This window comes from Streptomyces brevispora, assembly GCF_007829885.1.
GTDB classification, from domain to species: domain Bacteria; phylum Actinomycetota; class Actinomycetes; order Streptomycetales; family Streptomycetaceae; genus Streptomyces; species Streptomyces brevispora.
The window spans coordinates 3,654,836-3,674,235 of record NZ_VIWW01000001.1 but is presented as its reverse complement, the minus strand read 5'-3'; the positions used below and the strand labels follow the sequence as shown (position 1 = coordinate 3,674,235).

Below are 19,400 nucleotides of genomic sequence, written 5' to 3'. Positions count from 1 at the left end.
CATGACCGACGCCGACGCATCCGCACAGCAGTCCTTCCTCGATCTGCTCCACGCCCAGCGCGTATGGGACATCGAGCTCCCCGCCTTCGACCCGGCCGCCGCGCCGCGGGACCCGCTCCCCCTCTTCCACTCCTGGTTCGCCGAGGCGGTGGCCGCCGGGCAGGTGGAGCCGCACACCATGACCCTGGCCACGGCCGACGCCCAGGGGCTGCCCGATGTGCGCACCCTGATGCTGCACGACGCGGACGAGCGCGGCTGGCACTTCGCCACGCACGCCACCAGCGCGAAGGGCCGCCAGCTCGCCGGCCGCCCGTATGCCGCGCTCGGCTTCTACTGGCCCGCGCAGGGGCGGCAGGTGCGGGTGCGGGGCCCGGTCACCGCGTGCTCCGCCGCCGAGAGCCGGGCCGATCTGCACGCCCGTTCCACCGGGGCGCTGGCGTCCGCGCTGGTGGGGCGGCAGAGCGAGGCGCTGGGCTCGTCCGGGGAGCTGGACCGCGCCTCCGACGCCGCCTGGGACCGGGCACGGAAGGAGCCGGACGCGGAGGTGGCGAGCTGGACGCGGTACGTGGTCGAGCCGCGCGAGGTCGAGTTCTTCCAGGGCGACGCGCGGCGGCGGCACATCCGACTGCGCTACCGCCGGGAAGCCGGGGCCGCTGAGGCCGCTGAGACCACCGGGGCGACGGAGTCCGCCGGGGTCTGGCAGCGGGAGCTGCTCTGGCCCTGACGGCTGCCGGGCGCCCCGCCTCCGTACTGCGCCGCCTCCCGTCCCCGCCCCGTCGTCTCGCGAACGGGACGGGGGGCGAGACGGGACGGGACGGGGCAGCCATCGGCCGCGATCACCGGGCCCCGCCCCGGCCGCCGGACCGCTCAGTTCACCGTGATCGCCTGTACGGGGCAGGCGCGGCCCGCTTCACCGACCAGGCGCTGGACGTTGTGCTCCGGTTCGTCGACGCCGATCAGCTCGACGCGCCGCCGGCTGGTCTCGGCCAGCCGCCGCGCGAACAGCGGGAACGCGGGATTCTCCCGGTCGGACGACAGCCTCGGGTCCACCAGGAGCGACCGCGCCTCGGCGTGCCCGGTGACCAGCCACACCGTTCGGCCGGTGTAGAGGCGGACGGGAATCACCGACTGCTGACCCCGGCTCTCACTCGGATAGCCCGTCGGCGGGTGATACGGGCAGGTGCGGTTCTGCGGAAAGGTGACGGTCTCGGTCACTACCATGGAGGACCTCGCAAGAGATGGGGGAGTCCTAGGTGTTGTTCGGCCAAATCCCCCGTACCGCCCCATCGGACAACGAGCGGTACCGCCCGATCCTTATCCGCTTTCAACAGTCAAGGAGCACTATGGGAGACAGATGAGGACTGGAGGTCACCCATGACCCGAACCCGTAGCCGGTACGCCCCGGACCGCGGTCTGACCACGCGCATGGTCACCACCATGTTCCTGATCGGCCTGCTGTACGTGGTACTGGTCGGCGTGCTGCTCGCCGTGCTGCGCGGCGCCTGGCCGATCATCCTGATCATCGCCGGGGGCATGTTCATCGCCCAGTTCTGGTTCAGCGACCGCATCGCGGCCTTCAGCATGGGCGCCCGCGAGGTCACACCCGAGCAGGCGCCGGAACTCCACGGCGCCATCGACCGCATCTGCGCTCTCGCCGACATGCCCAAACCACGGGTGGCCATCGCGCAGAGCGACGTTCCGAACGCCTTCGCCACCGGCCGCAGCGAACGCACGGCCCTCGTCTGCGCGACCACGGGACTGCTGCGCAGACTTGAGCCCGAGGAGCTGGAGGGCGTACTCGCCCACGAGATGTCGCACGTCGCTCACCGTGACGTCGCCGTCATGACGATCGCCTCGTTCCTCGGCGTACTCGCGGGCATCATCACCCGTGTCGCCCTGTGGGGCGGGCTCTCCCGCTCCAGCCGGAGCAACGACCCCATCGGCATCGCGATCATGCTGATCCCCCTGGTCAGCGCGGTGGTCTACGCCCTGAGCTTCCTGCTGACCCGGCTGCTGTCGCGCTACCGCGAGCTCTCCGCCGACCGCACCGCCGCACTGCTCACCGGCCGCCCCTCGGCCCTCGCCTCCGCCCTCACCAAGGTGAGCGGCCAGATGGCCCGGATCCCGACGGAGGACCTGCGGAAGGCGGAGCCGTACAACGCCTTCTACTTCGTCCCGGCCTTCTCCTCCAAGGAGAGCCTCAGCCGGCTGCTCTCCTCGCACCCGACGCTGGAACAGCGCCTCGACCAGCTGGCTCGCATCTCCGCCGACCTCGCCCACCCCTGAGGAGCGTCCATGGGCCTGCTCGACACCATCCTGGGCCGCAGCAAACCGGTCCGCCCCGACCTCGACCAGCTCTTCGCCGTCCCGTCCGCCGCCCTCACCCTCCAGGCGGCGACGGGCTTCGTCCCGACCGGCCTCGGGTCGGTGTGCTTCGCGGGTGTGGAGGGCGGCACCTTCGCCCGTATCCAGCAGGACGTACGGGAGCTGCTGGACGCGGACACCGCGCGCGGCGGCGTCCCGGTGGAGTTCAGCCGGGACTCCTACGGCTACACCTGGCTGCTCACCCGGCAGCCTGCCGAGGACACCGCATCCCTCGTCAACGACCTGCACGCGGTGAACACCCTGCTCCAGGACGGCGGCTTCGGCCCGCAGCTGCTCTGCTCCCTGATCAGCTTCCGGGACGAGCGGGAACGGCCGCTGGCGCTGGTCTACCTCTACAAGCGCGGCACGTTCTACCCCTTCGCCCCGGTGCCGGGCAGCGGCGAGAAGCGTGACAACGAGCTCGAACTCCAGGTCCGGGCCGCCCTCGGGGACGACCTGCGCGTGGAGAAGGACCTGGCCCGGTGGTTCCCGGTGTGGGGGGCGCCGGGGCTGTGAGGGCGGGTGGTGCGCAGTCGATGCCGGTGGGGTTCCGGCGACAGGACCACCGCGCCGCCGGGAACCTCGGTCACGACAGCGGCCCGCCGCCGGGCGAAGGCAGGGCGGCAGGCCGCGATGCGCTGGAGATCGGTTGTGGGCAGGCGGGTCAGCCGTTCGCCGCGTGCCCAAGGAACGCGGTCCAGGCGGCGGGGGCGACCGCGAAGGTCGGCCCGTCGGTGACCTTGGAGTCGCGGACGTGGACGGTGTGCGGGCAGGCGGCGACCTCTACGCAGGCGCCGCCCTCGTTGTTGCTGTAGCTGGACTTGTGCCAGGCGTAGGCGACTTCGATGCATTCGCCGCCCTCATTGCCGCTGTAGCTGGACTTGAACCAGGTCAGTCCGGGTCCGTGGTTCACAGTTGCCCCACCTTCGTCTCGATGATCTCCGCAGACTTCCAGGGGTTGAGCGCCTGGGCCCGCAGAATGCCGAAGAGGTCGAACATGTCGCTCACCGGCTCCGGCTTCGAGATCAACCTATCGTCGCCATGCGCCTCCACGTACAGCAGACTTCGGCCTTCTTCCGTGGCCATCAACTTCATCGGTCCCATCAGCCCCGCGTGCGTGTGCTGGGCCGACGGCATCACCTGCACCGTCAGGTGGTTGAACCGCTCAACGCAGTCGAGCAAGTGCCGCAGTTGTCCCTTCAGTACCTCGGGTCCGCCGAGGGTCCGGTCCAGGACCGATTCCTCGATGACGTAGCCGATGCGCGGCGGAGACGTGCGCGAGAGCACTGCCTGCCGCTCCAGCCTCGCTTCGACGTGCCGGATGATCTCGGCCTCGGAGTACGCCGGTACGCGGGAGCGGTGCAGCGCGTACGCGTACTCCTCCGTCTGGAGCAGGCCAGGGATCAGCATCGTCTCGTACGCGCTGATGACTCGCGCCGTCCGCTCCAACTTCGCCCAGTCCAGGAACTTCGGCGAGTACTTCTCCTCGTCCACCAGCTCACAGCACGCCTTCAACGCCCCGCCCGCGTCGAACACCTTGTCCGCATCGCGCAGGAACTCCAGGGCGGGAATGCGCTCCGCCCGCTCGTACGCCCCCAGCAGGGATTCCGACACCAACAGCTTCTCCGACGCGTCCTTCTGCGTCAGCCCCGCGCGCACCCGATGGATGCGAATCAGGTCCCCCACGAGCCTCCAAACCTGCGACGGCTCGTTGCTCGTCCCCACAGCCACCACCACCCTTCCCACATCACATTGATGTGGACCGTGTCCTCCTGGTCACGCTACGCAACCGGCGGAATGCTCGTAGCCATGACGAGCGAGAAACTCCCCGAATGGGTACCCGCCTCGGGGCTCCAACTCCACCTGTCCGGAATTCACTTCGACGCGATCCGGCTGCGCGGGGTGCGGGGCGAGGCGGTGCTGCACCATCTGGCCACCCTCACCGACGGCGATCCGGGGCCCGTCGTGCGGGAGATCGCGGGGGCGCGGTGGACGTATTTCCTGCTGGCGCCCGGTGCGAGCCAGGACTTCGACTGGCCGCCCGGCGCGAAGTGCTTCGGCCCGGCCGCCCGTGACCAGTACGTGGGGATCCCGGCCGCGCACGGCAACACGTATCCGCTGAGCTGGCGGTGCGGGGCGCCGGAGGCGGGGGACTTCGTGGACGCGGAGCTGCTGAACGGAGTGGTGACGGCGCAACTCGCACCCGAGGAGTAGCGGAGCGGAGAAGTGGCGGAGTAACGGTCCGTCGTGCCGGCGGGCCGTCCGTATCATCAGGTGCATGACTGCTGAGCCCTCGCGATCCGCCGGCCGCATGCGGGCCTCCGACGCCGACCGCGAAGCGGTCGTGGAACAGTTGCGGGAGGCGGCGGCCGACGGCCGGATCGACCTCGACGAGCTGGACACCCGCCTGGGACAGGCCCTCATGGCCAAGACCCGCGGCGAACTCGCGCCGCTCATCGATGATCTCGGGCCGGTCGTGCTCGGCTCCGGCGAACCGCTCACCCTCCAGGGCGGCATCCACGGCGCGGAACGGACCGGCCGCTGGAAGGTGCCGCCGCGGATTCGGGCGATCGGCGGACTGGGCGGCGTACGCCTCGACTTCACTCAGGCGGAATGCAGGCTCCGCGAGATCGAGGTGGAGGTGGACGCGCAGTTGGGGTCGGTGCGGATCGTGGTCCCGGTGGGCTGGCGGGCGGACACCGACACGCTGAATCCCGCTTTCGGCGGCCTGAAGGACAAGACCTCGGGCGACCGGCTGCCGGGCACGCCCGAGCTCCGGCTCACGGGGTCGTGCGGCGCGGGCGGCGTGCTCATCCGCCACCCCAACTTCCTGGAACGCCGCAGGCAGCGCAAGGCGCAGGCGCGCTGAGCGGGCGGGGGCCGGACGGTACTACGAGGGCCGGACGGTGAGGATCTGCTGGGCCTGGCCGACGGGTCCGTTGATGTCGTGCAGGACGGTGCTGGTGATGCCCTGGCCGGTCGGGCCGAAGACGACCGTGGTGTCGAGCCCGGTCCAGCGGCCTTCGGGCTGCCGGTGCAGGTGGATGGTCAGGTCGACGTTGGGGAACGTCCAGGCGGTGGGCTGCTGGCGTACGGCGATGCCGTTGGCCGTGTCGACGAGCGCGATGTAGGACGCGAGCGTGCTGACGGGCTCACCCGCGACGACGTCGAGCGGCGTGGAGATCCAGGCGGTCGTGCGGCCCGGCTGGGGCGGCGCGAGGGGACGGACGTCGATGGACGCGATGTAGCCGCCGGGCCAGACCTCGGCCATGGCCCAGGGCGCGAGCGTCTCGGGGGCCGTGAGCCGGTCGGCGGCGCCCCCGGCGACGGCGGCGGTGTCGCCGGAGGCGAGGCACCAGGCTCTCGCGCGTACGACGGGGCGGTCGGCGATGAGGGCGACGGCTTCGACCAGTTCGATGGTGCGGCCGGGGCGGATCGTCTCGACCCGGATCTCGCACTCGTCGAGGGCGAGCCGGCCGAGGATGTCGAAGCTGATCCGGGAGAGCAGGAGTCCGTCTCCCGGCCGGTCGGCCAGGTGCCTGTCGATGGCGTGGACGACGAGGCCGCCGAGCGGGCTGAAGTGCACTTCGTCCGTGCTCCACGCGCCGCTCGCGTGGGCGGTGGGCTTGTAGCGGTGTGCGTCGATGCGCTCGTAGTAGCTGCCGGTGTTCATTGGGTGCGTCCCTCGCGGCCGTGCGGATGCAGGAAACCTCAGCCTGACACCCGCACCACACCGCCCGGCGCCCGGGTCCGCACAGCGCCCAGGGCCTGTGCGTGCCCAGCCCCGCGCAGGGTCATGCGGCGGGCGGAGCGGGCGATCCGGGCCGGAACGTGGACCAGGTGGGTGCGGATCGTGGTGGTGGTGGCCCTGGCGTGGAAGGCGGAGGCCTGTGCGCCGGTGGCCCGCAGAAGGTTGTAGGTCATCGCCCACAGGGTGAGCCATGCGGCGTTGACGTGGAAGTGTGCGGACGGCAGGTGGGCCAGGGCGGAGGCCGGCCACCACCACCTCTGAGTCGACCGGGTCCCGGATCGGCAGACGCGGGCCGGTGGTACCGGCCCGCGTCGGGTCAGCGCACGGTGACGGACTTCGTGGTGGCCGTGCCGTTGGTCCAGCCGTTGCGGTGGGCAGTGATCTTGAACGTGATCTTCTGGCCACGGTCGGCCTTCACCAGGACGTAGGTGGACTTGGTCGCGCCGCTGATGGACTTGCCGTTGCGCTTCCACTGGTACGTGTAGGAAGCGGCGGACGGCGACCAAGTGCCGCGGGCAGCCGTCAGCTTGTAGCCGACTTTGACGGAGCCGGAGATCGACGGCGCGGTGGTGGCCTTCAGGGCAGGGCCGACCGCGACCTTCAGCGCAGGCGAGGTGGAAGCGACGGAGCCCGCGCCGTTGCTGACCGTGACCCGGCAGGACACCTTGTGGGCGTAGTCGGCAGAGGTGAGGGCGCGGGTCTTGGCGGTGGCGCCGGAGATGACCGCGCCGTCGCGCAGCCAGGACCAGGTGGCCTTGGTGTTGATGCCGTTCCAGGCGGCGGAGCAGGTGAGGGTGGAGCCGGTTCGAGCCGTTCCGCTCACCGCAGCGTTGGTGGTGATCCGTGGCTTGATCAACAGGGTCTGCGACTCGGACCACACCTGGGAGGTGTAGCCGCCACTGCCGGTGTACTCGGCCTTGCGCCACAGCACCGTGGCCCGGCCGTCCGGTCCGGCAGCCACCTCGCCGGCGAGGGCGTCGGTGTTGGGGACGGCGACGACGGGTGCGCTGTTCAGAGCGGTGGCCTTGCTCCAGGTGCCGTCGGCCCGCACCGCCCACTCAAGGTAGTTGTCGTTGCCGTTGTCGATGCTCGGCACCTGCGGCCACACGACCTGCACGGTTCCGTCAGCGCCGATGGAGGCGTCCACCTGCCAGTTGACGTAGCCGGTGGACAGCGTCTTCGGCGCGGACCAGGTCCCGGTGCTCGCGGTGCGGGTCACGGTCTGCACAACAGGGGTACCGGCGGTGCGGCTCCAGCCCGTCCACACGTAGGTGACGTCACCGTTGGGCGCGGCCAGCGGTTCGCTTCCGTCGCTGTAGTTGATGGCGGAAACGGCAGTCTGAGCTGCACTCCAGCCACCCGAAGGAGCGGTACGGGTGGCGGATTTGAGGTCGTCGGCGCCGTTGCGCCACAGTACGGTGGTGGCGTTCTTGGCGTCCATCGCCACCTGTACGTTGCTGGATGTGGCGTCGGTGCCGGGCAGCACGGAGGCACTGCTCCAACTGGGCTGGGCCGAGGTGCGGGTGGCAGTGGAGACCGTGTGCTCGTCGGTGAAACGGTTGAGTTCATCCCAGACCGCGGTGGCGCCGCCGCCGGGGGCCACCGCGAGGTCGATGCTCCAGATGGATCCGGTAGTGGTGGAGCCCAGCGTCCGGGGTGCGGACCATGCCCGGTCGCCGGGGGCAAGGGCGGCGGTCCTCACATCGTAGTTCCGGTACCCGTCGCCCTGGTCCCATACGGCGGTGAAGGTGCCGTTGGCCGCCGCGGCCAGGCGGGGCGTGGACATGTTCAGGCCGTCCCAGGCGGCGAGGGTGGCCGGGGCGGACCAGGCTGCCGTGGCCGGGTTCCAGCCGGCGGCCAGGGCGACCAGCGAACCGTCTGCACCACTGCCGTCCAGCCAGGTCACCACGGCCCGTCCGTCGGCGCTCACGGCAAGGACGGCCGCGGAATTCTTGTCACGCCCGGTCGCCAGGGTGTGCGGCGCACTCCACGTCGCGCTGCCGACAGGCCGGACGGCGGTCCGGAAGTCCCAACCGGTGGCCCCGGCGGCCTTGTCCCGCCACAGCGCGAACGCGGCGCCGTCACCGGCCACCTGGACATCGATGAGAGTCTGCTGGCCGTCCGCTCCGGTCAGGGCGACGGCTGCGCTCCACGGCCCCGCCGACGCGGTGTACCCGGCGGCGGCCGAGGGAAGGGCGGTGCCCAACGAGACCGCGGCCACGGTGGCGGCGAGCGCCACGGCGGCAGTCTTCGGTCTGCGTATCTTCAGTGCCATTACGGCTCCTGTCTCAGGCGAGCGCGTCTTGCGCCCGGCATGCTCGCGCACCTCGGAGCGAGGGGGCGCAGCACCGGCGGAAGGCAAATGGCGTAGATGCCCTCATGCGGACCACGACGCCGCCGCTCCCGCGCCGTGGTCATGATGACAGGACGGAGTAACGGACCACGATGCCGGGTGCTGGCAACCTTGTGCGGGCCACGATGCCGGGTACTGGCAACCTTGTACGGACCACGATGCCGGGTTTGATACTGGTGGGCTCGTGTATTCAACTGTCACCAGTTGTGACTTAGGCCTTGATCCACCGAGGTGGTTTGAGAGTGGTCCTTTGATCGGCTTCGGGGCGGGTGGCCGGGTGGGGGCAGGTTGTGTCCGCTGGTCTGCCCAGCATTTCCACGGTTCGGTTCCGGTCGGGCCCTTGCGGGCGGGGCGGGCAGGGGCTGTTCGTATCAGCCGGCCGGTCCGTGGGCGGTGGAGAACAGGTGTGTCCGGGCGTGCTGCCAAGGCCAGTTGTGCGGCAGGTGCAGGGTCATGCGGCGGGCGGAGCGGGCGATCCGGGCCGGAACGTGGACCAGGTGGGTGCGGATCGTGGTGGTGGTGGCCCTGGCGTGGAAGGCGGAGGCCTGTGTGCCGGTGGCCCGCAGAAGGTTGTAGGTCATCGCCCACAGGGTGAGCCATGCGGCGTTGACGTGGAAGTGTGCGGACGGCAGGTGGGCCAGGGCGGAGGCTTTGCTGTCGGCGATGACCTGCTCGATGACCGCGTGGTGACGGTGTTCCCACCAGACCCGACAGCCCACACCGTTCGACCAGTCTCATCACCGGAACCAGCCCGGCATGCGCGACCAGATTCGAGTCATCGAACGCAGCGGAGACCGCCGCTGGAGTACGGAAAACTTGCATCTCGGAAGTGACTTGCCGATCGTGCGTGCTGGAAGCCTCAAGAACTCCCATCATCGCAGGTCACAAGGCACTTTCTTGTTTTCCGAAGAGTCATCCACCGCCACCAGATCGGTGGATCAGGGCTAAGGCCGGAACACCGCCACCGCCTCGCGCCCCTCCTCCTCCCGGAACGTCACCCGCAACTCCATCCCGATGGCGAGCGCGGACTCCTCGCACCCCACGACCTCCGTCATCACCCGCGGCCCCTCGGCCAGGTCGACGACAGCGGCGACGTACGGCACACGGGTGCCGAACGGCGGCAGGTCGTTGCGGTGGACGACGGACCAGGTGTAGAGCGTGGCCCGGCCGCTCGCCCGCTCCCAGGTGACGTCCTCGCTCCAGCAGTGCGGGCAGAACTCGCGCGGGTAGTGGTGCGTCCGGTCGCAGGCCCGGCAGCGGCGCAGCAGCAGGTGTCCCTCGGCTGCGGCGTCCCAGTAGGGGCGGGTGGACGCGTCCGGCTCCGGCAGGTCGTAGCGGGGAGCCGGGGCGGAGGCGGGGGCGGGAGCGGGAGACGGCCCTGCGGAGGCCGGTGGGGTGGACGGCGGGGTCTCTGGTGGGGCGGACGGTGAGGTCACTGAGGGGGTCGCTGATGGGGCCGCCGGTGGGGTCGCCGTCACAGGAACAGTCCGATCGCGTGGTCGAGGGACCAGGTCTGCCAGGACATGGCGAACAGGGCGACGAGCGAGCTCAGCGCCATCATCGCGTTCTGCCCCTGCTCGGCCCAGTCGTGGATCATCAGCACCAGATAGAGCAGGTTGAGCAGGAGCCCCGCGATCAGGGCGACCGGGGTCAGGAGGCCGGTCACCAGGCCGAGGCCCAGGGCGAGTTCCGCGTAGACGACGATGTACGCCATCGCCTTGGGACGCGGCGCGACGATCTTCTCGAAGCCGCCGCGGACCACCGTCCAGCGGTGCTTCCCCGCGACGTCGGCGGCCCAGGCGATACCGGTGCCGCGCTCGAACCAGCCCTTCTTGTCCTTGTGCCGCCAGCTCTCCAGCCACCAGAGGCCGAGGCCAATTCGGAGCACGGCGAGCCACTCGGCTCCGTCGAGCCAGATCGTCCGCATGGGGCCCTCCCGTTCACGTAATCTGACGGCATGTCAGTTCACCTGATGGCGGCGGTCCGCGCAAGGGGTGCGCACCCGTGATCAATTCGCAATCGATTCCGGTCTTGACCGAGACCCATCAAGGTGAAGCACGATTACGCTCCAAACCATGCCCGACAGCACATCTACCCCCGGTAGCCCCATTCCGGCCCCCAGCGACCTCACCGAGGACCGCCCCGTCTACGTCATCGGCGGCGGTCCGGGCGGTCTCGCCGCGGCGGCGGCCCTGCGCGAACAGGGGCAACGGGCTGTCGTACTGGAGAAGTCCGCGGACGTCGGCGCATCCTGGCGGCGCCACTACGACCGGCTGCACCTGCACACCACCCGGCGCTGGTCCTCCCTCCCGGGGCTGGCCATGCCCCGCCGGTTCGGCCGCTGGGTGTCCCGCGACAACGTGGTGCGCTACCTGGAGAAGTACACCGAGCACCACAAGCTGGAAGTGGTGACGGGCGTCGAGGTCTCCCGCGTCGACCGGGCGCCGGACGGCACCGGGTGGCTGCTGACCGCGACCGGCGGCCGTCAGCTGACCGGCCGGGCCGTGGTCGTGGCCACCGGCTTCAACCACACCCCGCGCATCCCCGACTGGCCCGGGCGCGACACCTTCACCGGCGAACTGGTGCACGCCGCCGACTACCGCAACCCGGCCCCCTACGCGGGCAAGGACGTCCTCGTCGTGGGCGTCGGCAACACGGGGGCGGAGATAGCCGTCGACCTGGTGGAGGGCGGGGCGTCACGGGTGCGGCTCGCGGTGCGCACCGTTCCGCACATCCTGCGCCGCTCCACGGCGGGCTGGCCCGCCCAGGGAACCGGCATCCTGGTGCGCCGGTTGCCGGTCGCGCTCGTCGACCGCGCCGGGGGCCTGCTGACCCGCGTCTCCATGCCCGACCTCGCCGAACAGGGCCTGCCCCGCCCGGACACCGGCTTGTACTCGCGGGTCAAGGACGGCGCCATCCCGGTCCAGGACGTGGGGCTGATCGACGCGGTGAAGAGCGGCCGGGTGGTGCCGGTGGCGGCCGTCGAGTCGTTCGACGGGGACGCGGTGGAGCTGGCCGACGGGACCCGGATCACCCCGGACGCGGTCATCGCCGCGACCGGCTACCTGCGCTCCCTGGAGGGCCTGGTCGGTCACCTCGGGGTACTGGACGCCCGGGGCCGGCCGGTGGTGCGCGGCGGCCGCACGCCGAAGCAGGCACCCGGGCTGTACTTCACCGGGTTCACGAACCCGATCAGCGGCATGCTCCGCGAACTGGCCCGGGACGCGGAGAAGATCGCCAGAAAGCTCGCCCGCACCACCTGACCCACCACCGCCCGCCTGCCCGCTCGCTCGCCACCGCTGGGCTGCCCGCTCGCTCGCCACCGCCCGCCCGCTCATCAACGCCCGGCTGCCCGCTCGTCAGCGTCCGCCCGTCAACGTCCGCCCGTCAACGTCCGTCCGCCTGAATCGTCAACGTCCTCTCGCACGCCCGCTCGCCCGCTCGCCAGCGCTCGTCCGTCAGTCCATCGCAGCCACTCACCACGGCCCACTCACCACGGCCCACTCGTCGCGGCGCGCGCCGCAGCCCCTGCCGGACGCCCCGGCCGGGGCCTTGGCGCACCGCCCCGCGCACCGCCCCGCGCGCCGCCCCGCGCCCCGCCTCCGCGGCCGACTCCGCACCCCGACCCCGCGGCCAACCCTGCCCGCTTCCGCACCCTCATCCCCGCCCCGCACCCCCGCCCCGGAAACGCCACTCTCAGCCTTTGCCTGCACAACCATTCCTGACGGGCCGTCAGTTCAGTAACCTGACACAGCGTCAGCTTATGGCGTCGGGCGGACAGCACGAGCGCCGAGGACCTTCGAGCAGGAGTGGGCGGAACGATGCTTGGATCGACTCACGGCACCCTCACCACCGACTTCCGCGCCAGGGTGGTGGCCTGCGGCGAGGAGCCGCACGCCGCCGTCCACAGCATGACGGCCGCCGCCGCGGAAGGCGATCTCGATGTCAGCGGGCGGCCGCTGCACGCGGCCGTGCCGGATCTGGACCGGTTCTTCCGGCCCGAGTCCGTGGCCGTCATCGGCGCCTCCGACACCGATGGCCGGCCCCATACCGGGATCACCCGGCAGCTCATCGCCTGGGCCGAGCGGGTCGGGGCGCGGCTGTATCCCGTGCATCCCACGCGGGAGTCCGTCTTCGGGCGGGCGTGCTCTCCTTCCGTCGCCGAGCTGCCGGAACAGGTGGACCTGGCGGTGCTGCTGGTCGGCGACCCGCTCCCGGTGATCGAGGAACTCGCGCACGCCAAGGTGAAGTTCGCCGTCGCCTTCGCCTCCGGTTTCGCGGAGACCGGGGCGGAGGGCGCCGCCGCGCAGGCCCGGCTGGCCGCCGCGGTGGAGCGGTCGGGGCTGCGGCTGCTCGGGCCGAACACCAACCTCAACGCCTTCGAGGAGTTCCGGGACGACCTGGAGGGGCCGGCGATCGCACTGATCACCCAGTCCGGCCACCAGGGGCGCCCCGTCTACACCCTTCAGGAGCTGGGCGTGCGGCTCTCGCACTGGGCGCCCACGGGCAACGAGGCGGATCTGGAGACCTCCGACTTCATCGCGTACTTCTCCCAGCGCCCCGAGGTCGGGGCCATCGCCTGCTACGTGGAGGGGCTCAAGGACGGGCGTTCCTTTCTGCTCGCCGCCGACCGGGCCGCACGGGCCGGGGTCCCGGTGGTGGCGGTCAAGGTCGGGCGTACGGAGACGGGGGCCAGGATGGCCGCGTCACACACCGGCAAGCTGACCGGCGCCGACCAGGTCGTCGATGCGGCGATGCGGCAGTTCGGCGTGATCCGGGTGGACGGCCTCGACGAACTCCAGGACACCGCCGCCCTCCTGGCACGGGCCCGCAAACCACTGGCCGACGGGGTCGTGGTGTATTCGATCTCGGGCGGCACGGGCGCGCACTTCTCGGACCTGGCGACCGCGGCGGGTCTGGAGATCCCGGTCCTGTCCGAGGAGAAGCAGGCCGAGCTGCACACCTGGATACCCGGCTACCTGAACGTGGCGAACCCGGTCGACAACGGCGGGCACCCGGTCGGCGACTGGCGCGGCCGGAAGATCATCGACGCGATCCTCGCCGACCCCGGGGTCGGGGTGCTGATCTGTCCGATCACCGGCCCCTTCCCGCCGATGAGCGACAAACTCGCGCAGGACCTGGTGGACGCGGCGGAGGCCACGGACAAGCTGGTGTGCGTGGTGTGGGGTTCGCCGGTCGGTACGGAGGACGCCTACCGCACGACGCTGCTCGGCTCGTCCCGCGTCGCCACCTTCCGTACGTTCGGCAACTGCATCACCGCGGTGAAGGCCTATCTGGACCACCACCGGTTCGCCGCCTCCTACCGCTCCCCCTTCGACGAGGCGCCGCGCACGCCGTCGCCGTCCTTCCGCAAGGCGCAGGCACTGATGCGTCCGGGCCACCAGCTGAGCGAGCACGCGGCGAAGCAGCTGCTGCGGGCCTACGGAATCCGGGTGCCCCGCGAGCAGTTGGTGACCAGCGCCGCGGCGGCCGTCCGGGCGGCCGGGCTGGTCGGCTACCCCGTTGTCATGAAGGCGTCCGGCGCACAACTGGCCCACAAGACCGAACTGGGTCTGGTCAAGGTCGGCCTCACCTCCGCCAGCCAGGTGCGGGACGCCTATCGCGAACTGACCGACATCGCACGCTACGAGGACATCGACCTGGACGGAATCCTGGTCTGCCAGATGGTCGAGCGGGGCGTCGAGATGATGGTCGGCGTCACGCAGGACGCCCTGTTCGGCCCGACCGTGACCGTCGGGCTCGGTGGCGTACTGGTCGAGGTGCTGCACGACGCGGCGGTGCGAGTGCCGCCGTTCGGCGAGGACCAGGCGCGGGCGATGCTCGGCGAGCTGCGCGGCCGGGCTCTGCTGGAAGGGGTGCGCGGCGGTCCGCCGGTGGACGTGGACGCGCTCGTCGAAGTGGTGCTGCGGGTGCAGCGGATGGCGCTGGAACTGGGCGACGACCTCTGCGAACTGGACATCAACCCGCTCATGGTGCTGGGACGCGGGCAGGGCGCGGTGGCGCTGGACGCGCTCGCCGTCTGCCGCTGACCGGCCCCCGCCGGCCCCCCGTCCGCCCCGCCACCACCTGCTCAGGAGCTGCTTCATGCCGTCCTCCCCCGAAGACACCGCCGACCGCACCGGCCGGCACGACCCGTCCGGATCGCCTGAATCATTGATACTCCACGCCACTGACAACGGCGTCTCGTGGATCACCCTCAACCGCCCCGAGGCGATGAACGCCGTCACCTGGGACCAGCGCGAACGCATCATCGCGCTGCTCGCCGAGGCCTCCGCCGACCCCGGGATCCGGGCCGTCGTCCTGACCGCCACCGGCCGCGGCTTCTGCGCCGGCGCCGACCTGCGGGGCGCCCCGGCGACCGGCGACCGGGTGCCGGGCGATGTCGCCCGCACGATCCGGCTCGGCGCGCAACGCCTGATCGCCGCCGTCCTGGACTGCGAGAAGCCCGTCATCGCGGCGGTCAACGGCACCGCGGCCGGAATCGGCGCCCATCTCGCGTTCGCCTGCGACCTGGTGCTGGCCGCCGAATCGGCCAAGTTCATCGAGGTGTTCGTGCGCCGCGGACTGGTTCCGGACGGCGGTGGCGCGTACCTGCTGCCCCGGCTGATCGGGCCGCAGCGCGCCAAGGAGCTGATGTTCTTCGGCGACTCGCTCCCGGCGCGGGACGCGGAGCGGCTGGGGCTCGTCAACCGGACCGTTCCGGACGAGGAGCTGGCGGCGACGGCTCGGGTGTGGGCCCAGCGGCTGGCCGAGGGGCCCACCCGCTCGATCACCCTCACCAAGCAGCTGGTCAACGCCTCGCTGGACGCCGACCGGGCCACGGCGTTCGCCGCCGAGGCGATGGCCCAGGAGATCAACATGACGACCCAGGACGCCAACGAGGGCGTGGCGAGCTTCGTGGAGCGGCGGGCGCCGAAGTACCGGGGAATCTAGGGCGTCTCGGGGATCCGGACGAACCGGCCTGAGGGCGTCGCCCCACGGCCGGGCCGGAGGCGACGCCCTGCGACGGGGCCCGGAGACGCCGCCCTACAGCGGGCTCGGAGGCGACGCCCTGGTCCGGGGCCCGGAGACGCCGCTCTACAGCGAGCCCGGAGGTGACGCCCCGGTCCGGCAACCCCGGTGAGGCGGCGGAGACCGGCGCCGCCTCTCCTGCGTTCTCACCCCGGCGCCATCCGGCTGAGCGACTCCGAGGCCCGGTACTGCTCCGCGCGGGCCCGGTCCATCTCCAGGACGTGGTCGAACGACCTGTCACCGAGGATCAGGCGCCGCGGCGGGTCCGGCAGGCCGACCAGCTTCATGATCGCGGGGGCCGCCGTGCTCGCCTCCGGGCCGGCCTCGTCGCCCCACATCTCCTCCAGCTCGGCACGCAGTCCGGCGTAGGCGGGAGCGGGCGCCGTCTCCGTGGTGCCTGCCGTGAACAGTCCCGTGGCGTAGCCGCCCATCTGCACGATGGTGACCTTGACCCCGAACTGCGCGACCTCCATGGCCAGCGCCTCGCTCACCGAGTCGAGCGCCGACTTCCCGGCCCCGTAGAACCCGACGGAGGCCATGCCGCCGCCGGCACCCATCGACGTGACCTGGAGCAGACGCCCGGATCCCCGCGCACGCAGGTGCGGCAGCACGGCCTGGGACACCCAGACGGCACCGAAGAAGTTGACGTCGAGGTGGTCCCGGATCTGCTTCTCCGTGGCCTCCTCCACCATCCCGTACAGCATTCCGCCCGCGTTGTTGACCACGATGTCGAGGCCGCCGAACGCCGCAGCCGCCCGCTCAACCGTCTCGAACACGGCCCGGCGGTCGGAGACGTCGAGGGCCAGCGGCAGCAGAGTGTCCGGGTGCTTCTCCGTCAGGTCGGCGAGCGGCTCCACGTTCCGCGCGGCCGCCACGACGCGGTCCCCGGCGGACAGCGCGGCCTCGGCGAACGCACGGCCCAGACCGCGGGAGGCCCCGGTGATGAACCAGGTCCTGGTACTCGGCACGATTCCCACTCCTTCGTCCTGATGAGCACCGTGGTCCGCGGCGCTCAGCTCTTCGCTCTCCGCTTCCAGCGCTTGTCGGTCGGGACACGGCCGGACCTCAAGAAACGAAACGAAACATCACGCAACGAGACGAGACGACCCGTCTAGTTTGAGAGTAACGAGCCCCCCCACGCCGCGCCACCGGTTTGCGGCGGCGCCCGGCGGTACGGGCCGGACAATCCGAAGCGCACTCCCCTCACCCTTCCCATCTGACGTGCCGTCAGCTCTAATCGAAGGGTGATGGGACACGCAGGCATGGCCGCAACCGCCGTCCGCTACCTCAGGTCCGTCGGCGCCGCGACGGCCGCCGCTCCGGTGCCGGTCGATCCGCTGCCGCGCCCGACTCTGCGAGCCGTCGCCGACGACGAGCGGCTGCCCGTCGATCCGGGCGAATTCCGCCGGGTGCTCGGGCACTTCGCCAGCGGGGTCACCATCGTCACCGCGCACGACCCGGGCGACGCGGCCGGTCCGGCCGGCTTCGCCTGCCAGTCGTTCGCCTCGCTCTCGCTGGACCCGCCGCTGGTCACGTTCATGGTCGCCCGTACGTCGACGACCTGGCCGCGCATCGCCCGCGCCGGGGCCTTCTGCGTCAACATCCTGGGGGCGCAACAGGGTGCGCTGTGCCGGTCGTTCGCGGTCAGCGGGGCCGACAAGTTCGCCGGGGTGGCCCACACCCCCGCGCCCGCGACCGGGTCGCCGCTGCTGGACTCCGTGCCCGCCTGGGTCAACTGCCGCATCCAGGCCGTCCACACCGGCGGCGACCACCTGATCGTGGTCGGCCGGGTGGAGGCCCTGGGGGCGGCGACGGACGAGGACGGGGACGGGAGCGGTCCGCTGCTGTTCCACCAGGGGGCGTTCGGGCGCTTCAGCCGCTGAGCGGCGACGGGGCCGGGCTCACGCTCACGTGGTGACGGTGTCCACCGGCCCCCGGACCCGCCTGATCATCAGCGCCATCAGCGCCGCCACCGCGCACAGTGCCCCCGCCGCGTACCAGACCACGTTGTACGAGCCGAAGTGGTCGCGCGCCACCCCGCCCAGGAACGCCACCATCGCCGCACCCACCTGGTGGGAGGCCAGGACCCAGCCGAAGACGATCGCGCTGTCCTCGCCGTACTGCTCGCGGCACAGGGCCAGGGTCGGCGGAACCGTGGCGACCCAGTCCAGTCCGTAGAACACGATGAAGAAGACCATCGGCGGCTCCACGGTGGGCTGCAGCAGGATCGGCAGGAACAGCAGCGAGACCCCGCGCAGCGCGTAGTAGACGGCCAGCAGGCGGCGGGCGTCGAAGCGGTCGGTGAGCCAGCCCGAGAAGACCGTACCGATGATGTCGAAGATCCCGATGACGGCCAGCAGCGAGGCCGCGGCGGTGATGGGCATGTGGTGGTCGTGCGCCGAGGGCACGAAGTGGGTGCGGATCAGGCCGTTGGTCGAGGCTCCGCAGATCGCGAAGGACCCCGCCAGCAGCCAGAACGGTCCGGTGCGGGCGGCGTCGAACAGCACGCGTACGGTCCGGCTCGCCACACCCCGCGCGGGCGCGGGCTTCTCCACGTACTCCCCGCCGTACGGCGCCAGGCCCACGTCGGCCGGGTGGTCGCGCATCAGGAGCCAGACGAACGGGACGACGGCCAGGGCGGCGAGCGCGACGGTCACCGAGGCCGGGCGCCAGCCGTGCCTGTCGACGATCCAGGCGCAGAGCGGGAGGAACACCAGCTGACCGGAGGCGCCGGCCGCGGTGAGGACGCCGGTGACCAGGCCCCGCCGGGCGGCGAACCAGCGGTTGGTCACCGTCGCGGAGAAGGCCATCGCCATCGAACCGGTGCCGAGGCCGACGAGCAGCCCCCAATAGAGCATCAACTGCCAGGCGGCCGTCATCCAGACACTGGCCAGCGCCCCGGCGGCGACCGCGCTGAGCGCGACGACCACGACCCGGCGGATGCCGAACCGGTCCATCAGCGCGGCGGCGAACGGCGCGGTGAGCCCGTACAGCGCCATGTCGATGGAGACCGCGAGACCGATCTCCCCGCGCGACCAGCCGAACTCCGTGTTCAGGGGGTCGATGAGCAGCCCGGGAAGGGAGTTGAAGGCCGCGCCGCCGATGATCGTCACGAAGGTGACGGCGGCGACGATCCAGGCGCGGTGGATACCTGGCCGGCGCCGCGCCTCGGGGGCGGTCCGCCGGCGGGCGTCCCGGGCGGGAGTCTCGGTTGTCTGGGTCACGTCACTCAGCATCCGGCCACCGCCCCCCTCCTCGCGAGTGGCCGGAGGGACACTGTTCGCAGGAATCGGGCCACGCTCCCGGAACCCGGTTCTGCGGAACCGGGCGCCCGGGCACAGCGTCTTGGCCGGCACCTGATCCGTCGAAGGGGGCCTGGAGGGCTGCGTAGTGGAATCCGATGGGCCGTGGTGGATGGTCATCGTGATCGCGGCGGCGGTCACCGTCGTCCTCGGGGCGGTCCTTGTGTCCGTGGTCGCCGCGGTCACTCTGGGAGTGGGCTGGATACGGCGAAGGCTCGGGCACGGGCCCGGTGACACGAACGCGTGACCGCGCCCGCGCCAACCGCCCCGCACCGGGTGCCGGTTCGCGCCGTGCGTACGCTCTCCGGCTCCGGCGGCCCGAAGGCGCGTACGCACCCGTGCCGCACCGTTCACGTCCTCGGGGGCCTCGTGCAGTGGGTCGCACGCGAGAAGTTCCACCGCCGGTCCGCGCTGATGCAGGGGTGGGGCGTCGCGCTGCTGCTCGTCGCTTGCGCGCTGCGGCTGTGGCCGAACCTTCCTGCCGTCGGCCGACCGGTCCGACGCGTACTGCTACCGCACCGTCTCGAACTGCACACTGCTCACGGCCCGGCCCGAGCAGCTGACCATCCTGGCCGTGTCCGCGCCGCTGTCCGTGTTC

At 71.5% G+C, this 19,400-nt stretch carries 19 protein-coding genes and 2 pseudogenes; 10 read left to right on the top strand and 11 right to left on the bottom strand.

All coding sequences use genetic code 11. The annotated features are described in order from the left end of the window. The first annotated feature begins 1 nt into the window (after window position 1). The gene (locus tag FHX80_RS17180) at window positions 2–724 is read left to right on the top strand and encodes a pyridoxine/pyridoxamine 5'-phosphate oxidase (RefSeq protein ID WP_145764987.1); all 723 of its coding nucleotides are present in this window, start codon (window positions 2–4) and stop codon (window positions 722–724) included. 143 nt (window positions 725–867) lie between these two features. Here FHX80_RS17180 and FHX80_RS17175 read toward each other — a convergent pair whose 3' ends face one another. Continuing rightward, window positions 868–1,215, bottom strand: coding sequence for a cytochrome P450 family protein (locus FHX80_RS17175; protein ID WP_425281689.1), 348 nt, complete (start codon window positions 1,213–1,215; stop codon window positions 868–870). Between the two features lie 159 nt (window positions 1,216–1,374). On the opposite strand from FHX80_RS17175, the gene htpX reads away from it, so the two are divergent. After that, entirely contained in the window at window positions 1,375–2,286 is a 912-nt protein-coding gene (htpX, locus tag FHX80_RS17170) for a zinc metalloprotease HtpX (protein ID WP_145764986.1), read from the top strand. A 9-nt stretch (window positions 2,287–2,295) separates the two neighbouring features. Then, window positions 2,296–2,880: a PspA-associated protein PspAB gene (gene pspAB / locus FHX80_RS17165; RefSeq protein ID WP_145764985.1), complete on the top strand. Its 585-nt coding sequence runs from the start codon at window positions 2,296–2,298 to the stop codon at window positions 2,878–2,880. A 148-nt stretch (window positions 2,881–3,028) separates the two neighbouring features. On the opposite strand, the gene FHX80_RS17160 is transcribed toward pspAB, so the two are convergent. Both FHX80_RS17160 and FHX80_RS17155 read right to left on the bottom strand, forming a co-directional pair. Further along, window positions 3,029–3,277, bottom strand: a complete 249-nt coding sequence (locus FHX80_RS17160; protein WP_145764984.1) for a DUF397 domain-containing protein — start codon at window positions 3,275–3,277, stop codon at window positions 3,029–3,031. Further along, window positions 3,274–4,050, bottom strand: coding sequence for a helix-turn-helix domain-containing protein (locus tag FHX80_RS17155; protein ID WP_145764983.1), 777 nt, complete (start codon window positions 4,048–4,050; stop codon window positions 3,274–3,276). The genes FHX80_RS17160 and FHX80_RS17155 overlap by 4 nt, the downstream gene beginning before the upstream one ends. Before the next feature lie 123 nt (window positions 4,051–4,173). On the opposite strand from FHX80_RS17155, the gene FHX80_RS17150 reads away from it, so the two are divergent. Together FHX80_RS17150 and FHX80_RS17145 are read left to right on the top strand one after the other, a co-directional pair. Continuing rightward, the gene (locus tag FHX80_RS17150; RefSeq protein WP_145764982.1) at window positions 4,174–4,578 is read left to right on the top strand and encodes a hypothetical protein; all 405 of its coding nucleotides are present in this window, start codon (window positions 4,174–4,176) and stop codon (window positions 4,576–4,578) included. 64 nt (window positions 4,579–4,642) lie between these two features. Further along, on the top strand, window positions 4,643–5,233 hold the full coding sequence (locus tag FHX80_RS17145; RefSeq protein ID WP_145764981.1) for a DUF1707 SHOCT-like domain-containing protein: 591 nt from the start codon (window positions 4,643–4,645) through the stop codon (window positions 5,231–5,233). A gap of 21 nt (window positions 5,234–5,254) precedes the next feature. On the opposite strand, the gene FHX80_RS17140 is transcribed toward FHX80_RS17145, so the two are convergent. From FHX80_RS17140 to FHX80_RS17120, 6 genes and pseudogenes are all read right to left on the bottom strand, one after another. Then, window positions 5,255–6,037 carry a thioesterase family protein gene (locus FHX80_RS17140; RefSeq protein ID WP_145764980.1) on the bottom strand — a complete coding sequence of 261 codons (783 nt, stop codon included), beginning with the start codon at window positions 6,035–6,037 and terminating at the stop codon, window positions 5,255–5,257. A 116-nt stretch (window positions 6,038–6,153) separates the two neighbouring features. After that, window positions 6,154–6,357: pseudogene (locus tag FHX80_RS36790) on the bottom strand (IS1380 family transposase); the annotation flags it as partial. Window positions 6,358–6,431: 74 nt separating this feature from the next. Then, window positions 6,432–8,390 (bottom strand): hypothetical protein, encoded by a 1,959-nt coding sequence (locus FHX80_RS35765; RefSeq protein WP_244318310.1) that lies wholly within the window; start codon window positions 8,388–8,390, stop codon window positions 6,432–6,434. Between the two features lie 449 nt (window positions 8,391–8,839). After that, window positions 8,840–9,163 (bottom strand): annotated as a pseudogene (locus FHX80_RS17130) (transposase); the annotation flags it as partial. Between the two features lie 249 nt (window positions 9,164–9,412). Next, the gene (locus tag FHX80_RS17125) at window positions 9,413–9,796 is read right to left on the bottom strand and encodes a Zn-ribbon domain-containing OB-fold protein (RefSeq protein WP_244318595.1); all 384 of its coding nucleotides are present in this window, start codon (window positions 9,794–9,796) and stop codon (window positions 9,413–9,415) included. A gap of 146 nt (window positions 9,797–9,942) precedes the next feature. Beyond that, entirely contained in the window at window positions 9,943–10,395 is a 453-nt protein-coding gene (locus FHX80_RS17120; protein ID WP_145764977.1) for a DoxX family protein, read from the bottom strand. A 148-nt stretch (window positions 10,396–10,543) separates the two neighbouring features. On the opposite strand from FHX80_RS17120, the gene FHX80_RS17115 reads away from it, so the two are divergent. The 3 genes from FHX80_RS17115 (at window position 10,544) to FHX80_RS17105 (ending at window position 15,422) form a co-directional block, all read left to right on the top strand. Next, on the top strand, window positions 10,544–11,731 hold the full coding sequence (locus tag FHX80_RS17115; protein ID WP_145764976.1) for a flavin-containing monooxygenase: 1,188 nt from the start codon (window positions 10,544–10,546) through the stop codon (window positions 11,729–11,731). 558 nt (window positions 11,732–12,289) lie between these two features. Then, window positions 12,290–14,518, top strand: coding sequence for an acetate--CoA ligase family protein (locus FHX80_RS17110; RefSeq protein ID WP_145764975.1), 2,229 nt, complete (start codon window positions 12,290–12,292; stop codon window positions 14,516–14,518). 55 nt (window positions 14,519–14,573) lie between these two features. Continuing rightward, window positions 14,574–15,422, top strand: a complete 849-nt coding sequence (locus FHX80_RS17105) for an enoyl-CoA hydratase/isomerase family protein (protein ID WP_145764974.1) — start codon at window positions 14,574–14,576, stop codon at window positions 15,420–15,422. A gap of 224 nt (window positions 15,423–15,646) precedes the next feature. Here the strand turns inward: FHX80_RS17105 and FHX80_RS17100 are convergent, their stop codons facing one another. Beyond that, window positions 15,647–16,468, bottom strand: coding sequence for an SDR family NAD(P)-dependent oxidoreductase (locus FHX80_RS17100; protein ID WP_145764973.1), 822 nt, complete (start codon window positions 16,466–16,468; stop codon window positions 15,647–15,649). Window positions 16,469–16,762: 294 nt separating this feature from the next. Between FHX80_RS17100 and FHX80_RS17095 the strand changes: the two genes are divergently transcribed. Continuing rightward, on the top strand, window positions 16,763–17,383 hold the full coding sequence (locus FHX80_RS17095) for a flavin reductase family protein (RefSeq protein ID WP_145764972.1): 621 nt from the start codon (window positions 16,763–16,765) through the stop codon (window positions 17,381–17,383). A 24-nt stretch (window positions 17,384–17,407) separates the two neighbouring features. Here the strand turns inward: FHX80_RS17095 and FHX80_RS17090 are convergent, their stop codons facing one another. Continuing rightward, window positions 17,408–18,736, bottom strand: a complete 1,329-nt coding sequence (locus FHX80_RS17090; protein ID WP_145764971.1) for an MFS transporter — start codon at window positions 18,734–18,736, stop codon at window positions 17,408–17,410. Window positions 18,737–18,890: 154 nt separating this feature from the next. Here FHX80_RS17090 and FHX80_RS34750 point away from each other — a divergent pair, with 154 nt between their 5' ends. Next, the gene (locus tag FHX80_RS34750; protein ID WP_167523560.1) at window positions 18,891–19,049 is read left to right on the top strand and encodes a hypothetical protein; all 159 of its coding nucleotides are present in this window, start codon (window positions 18,891–18,893) and stop codon (window positions 19,047–19,049) included. The last annotated feature ends 351 nt before the right edge of the window (window positions 19,050–19,400 follow it).

What these genes read in the sequence shown, in the direction of transcription:
- FHX80_RS17095 (WP_145764972.1), top strand. Translation starts at nt 16,763, where the DNA reads ATGGCCGCAACCGCCGTCCGCTACCTCAGGTCCGTCGGCGCCGCGACG.
- pspAB (WP_145764985.1), top strand. Translation starts at nt 2,296, where the DNA reads ATGGGCCTGCTCGACACCATCCTGGGCCGCAGCAAACCGGTCCGCCCC.
- FHX80_RS17150 (WP_145764982.1), top strand. Translation starts at nt 4,174, where the DNA reads ATGACGAGCGAGAAACTCCCCGAATGGGTACCCGCCTCGGGGCTCCAA.
- FHX80_RS17090 (WP_145764971.1), bottom strand. Translation starts at nt 18,736, where the DNA reads ATGCTGAGTGACGTGACCCAGACAACCGAGACTCCCGCCCGGGACGCC.
- FHX80_RS17145 (WP_145764981.1), top strand. Translation starts at nt 4,643, where the DNA reads ATGACTGCTGAGCCCTCGCGATCCGCCGGCCGCATGCGGGCCTCCGAC.
- FHX80_RS17115 (WP_145764976.1), top strand. Translation starts at nt 10,544, where the DNA reads ATGCCCGACAGCACATCTACCCCCGGTAGCCCCATTCCGGCCCCCAGC.
- htpX (WP_145764986.1), top strand. Translation starts at nt 1,375, where the DNA reads ATGACCCGAACCCGTAGCCGGTACGCCCCGGACCGCGGTCTGACCACG.
- FHX80_RS17110 (WP_145764975.1), top strand. Translation starts at nt 12,290, where the DNA reads ATGCTTGGATCGACTCACGGCACCCTCACCACCGACTTCCGCGCCAGG.
- FHX80_RS17180 (WP_145764987.1), top strand. Translation starts at nt 2, where the DNA reads ATGACCGACGCCGACGCATCCGCACAGCAGTCCTTCCTCGATCTGCTC.
- FHX80_RS35765 (WP_244318310.1), bottom strand. Translation starts at nt 8,390, where the DNA reads ATGGCACTGAAGATACGCAGACCGAAGACTGCCGCCGTGGCGCTCGCC.
- FHX80_RS17140 (WP_145764980.1), bottom strand. Translation starts at nt 6,037, where the DNA reads ATGAACACCGGCAGCTACTACGAGCGCATCGACGCACACCGCTACAAG.
- FHX80_RS17105 (WP_145764974.1), top strand. Translation starts at nt 14,574, where the DNA reads ATGCCGTCCTCCCCCGAAGACACCGCCGACCGCACCGGCCGGCACGAC.
- FHX80_RS17120 (WP_145764977.1), bottom strand. Translation starts at nt 10,395, where the DNA reads ATGCGGACGATCTGGCTCGACGGAGCCGAGTGGCTCGCCGTGCTCCGA.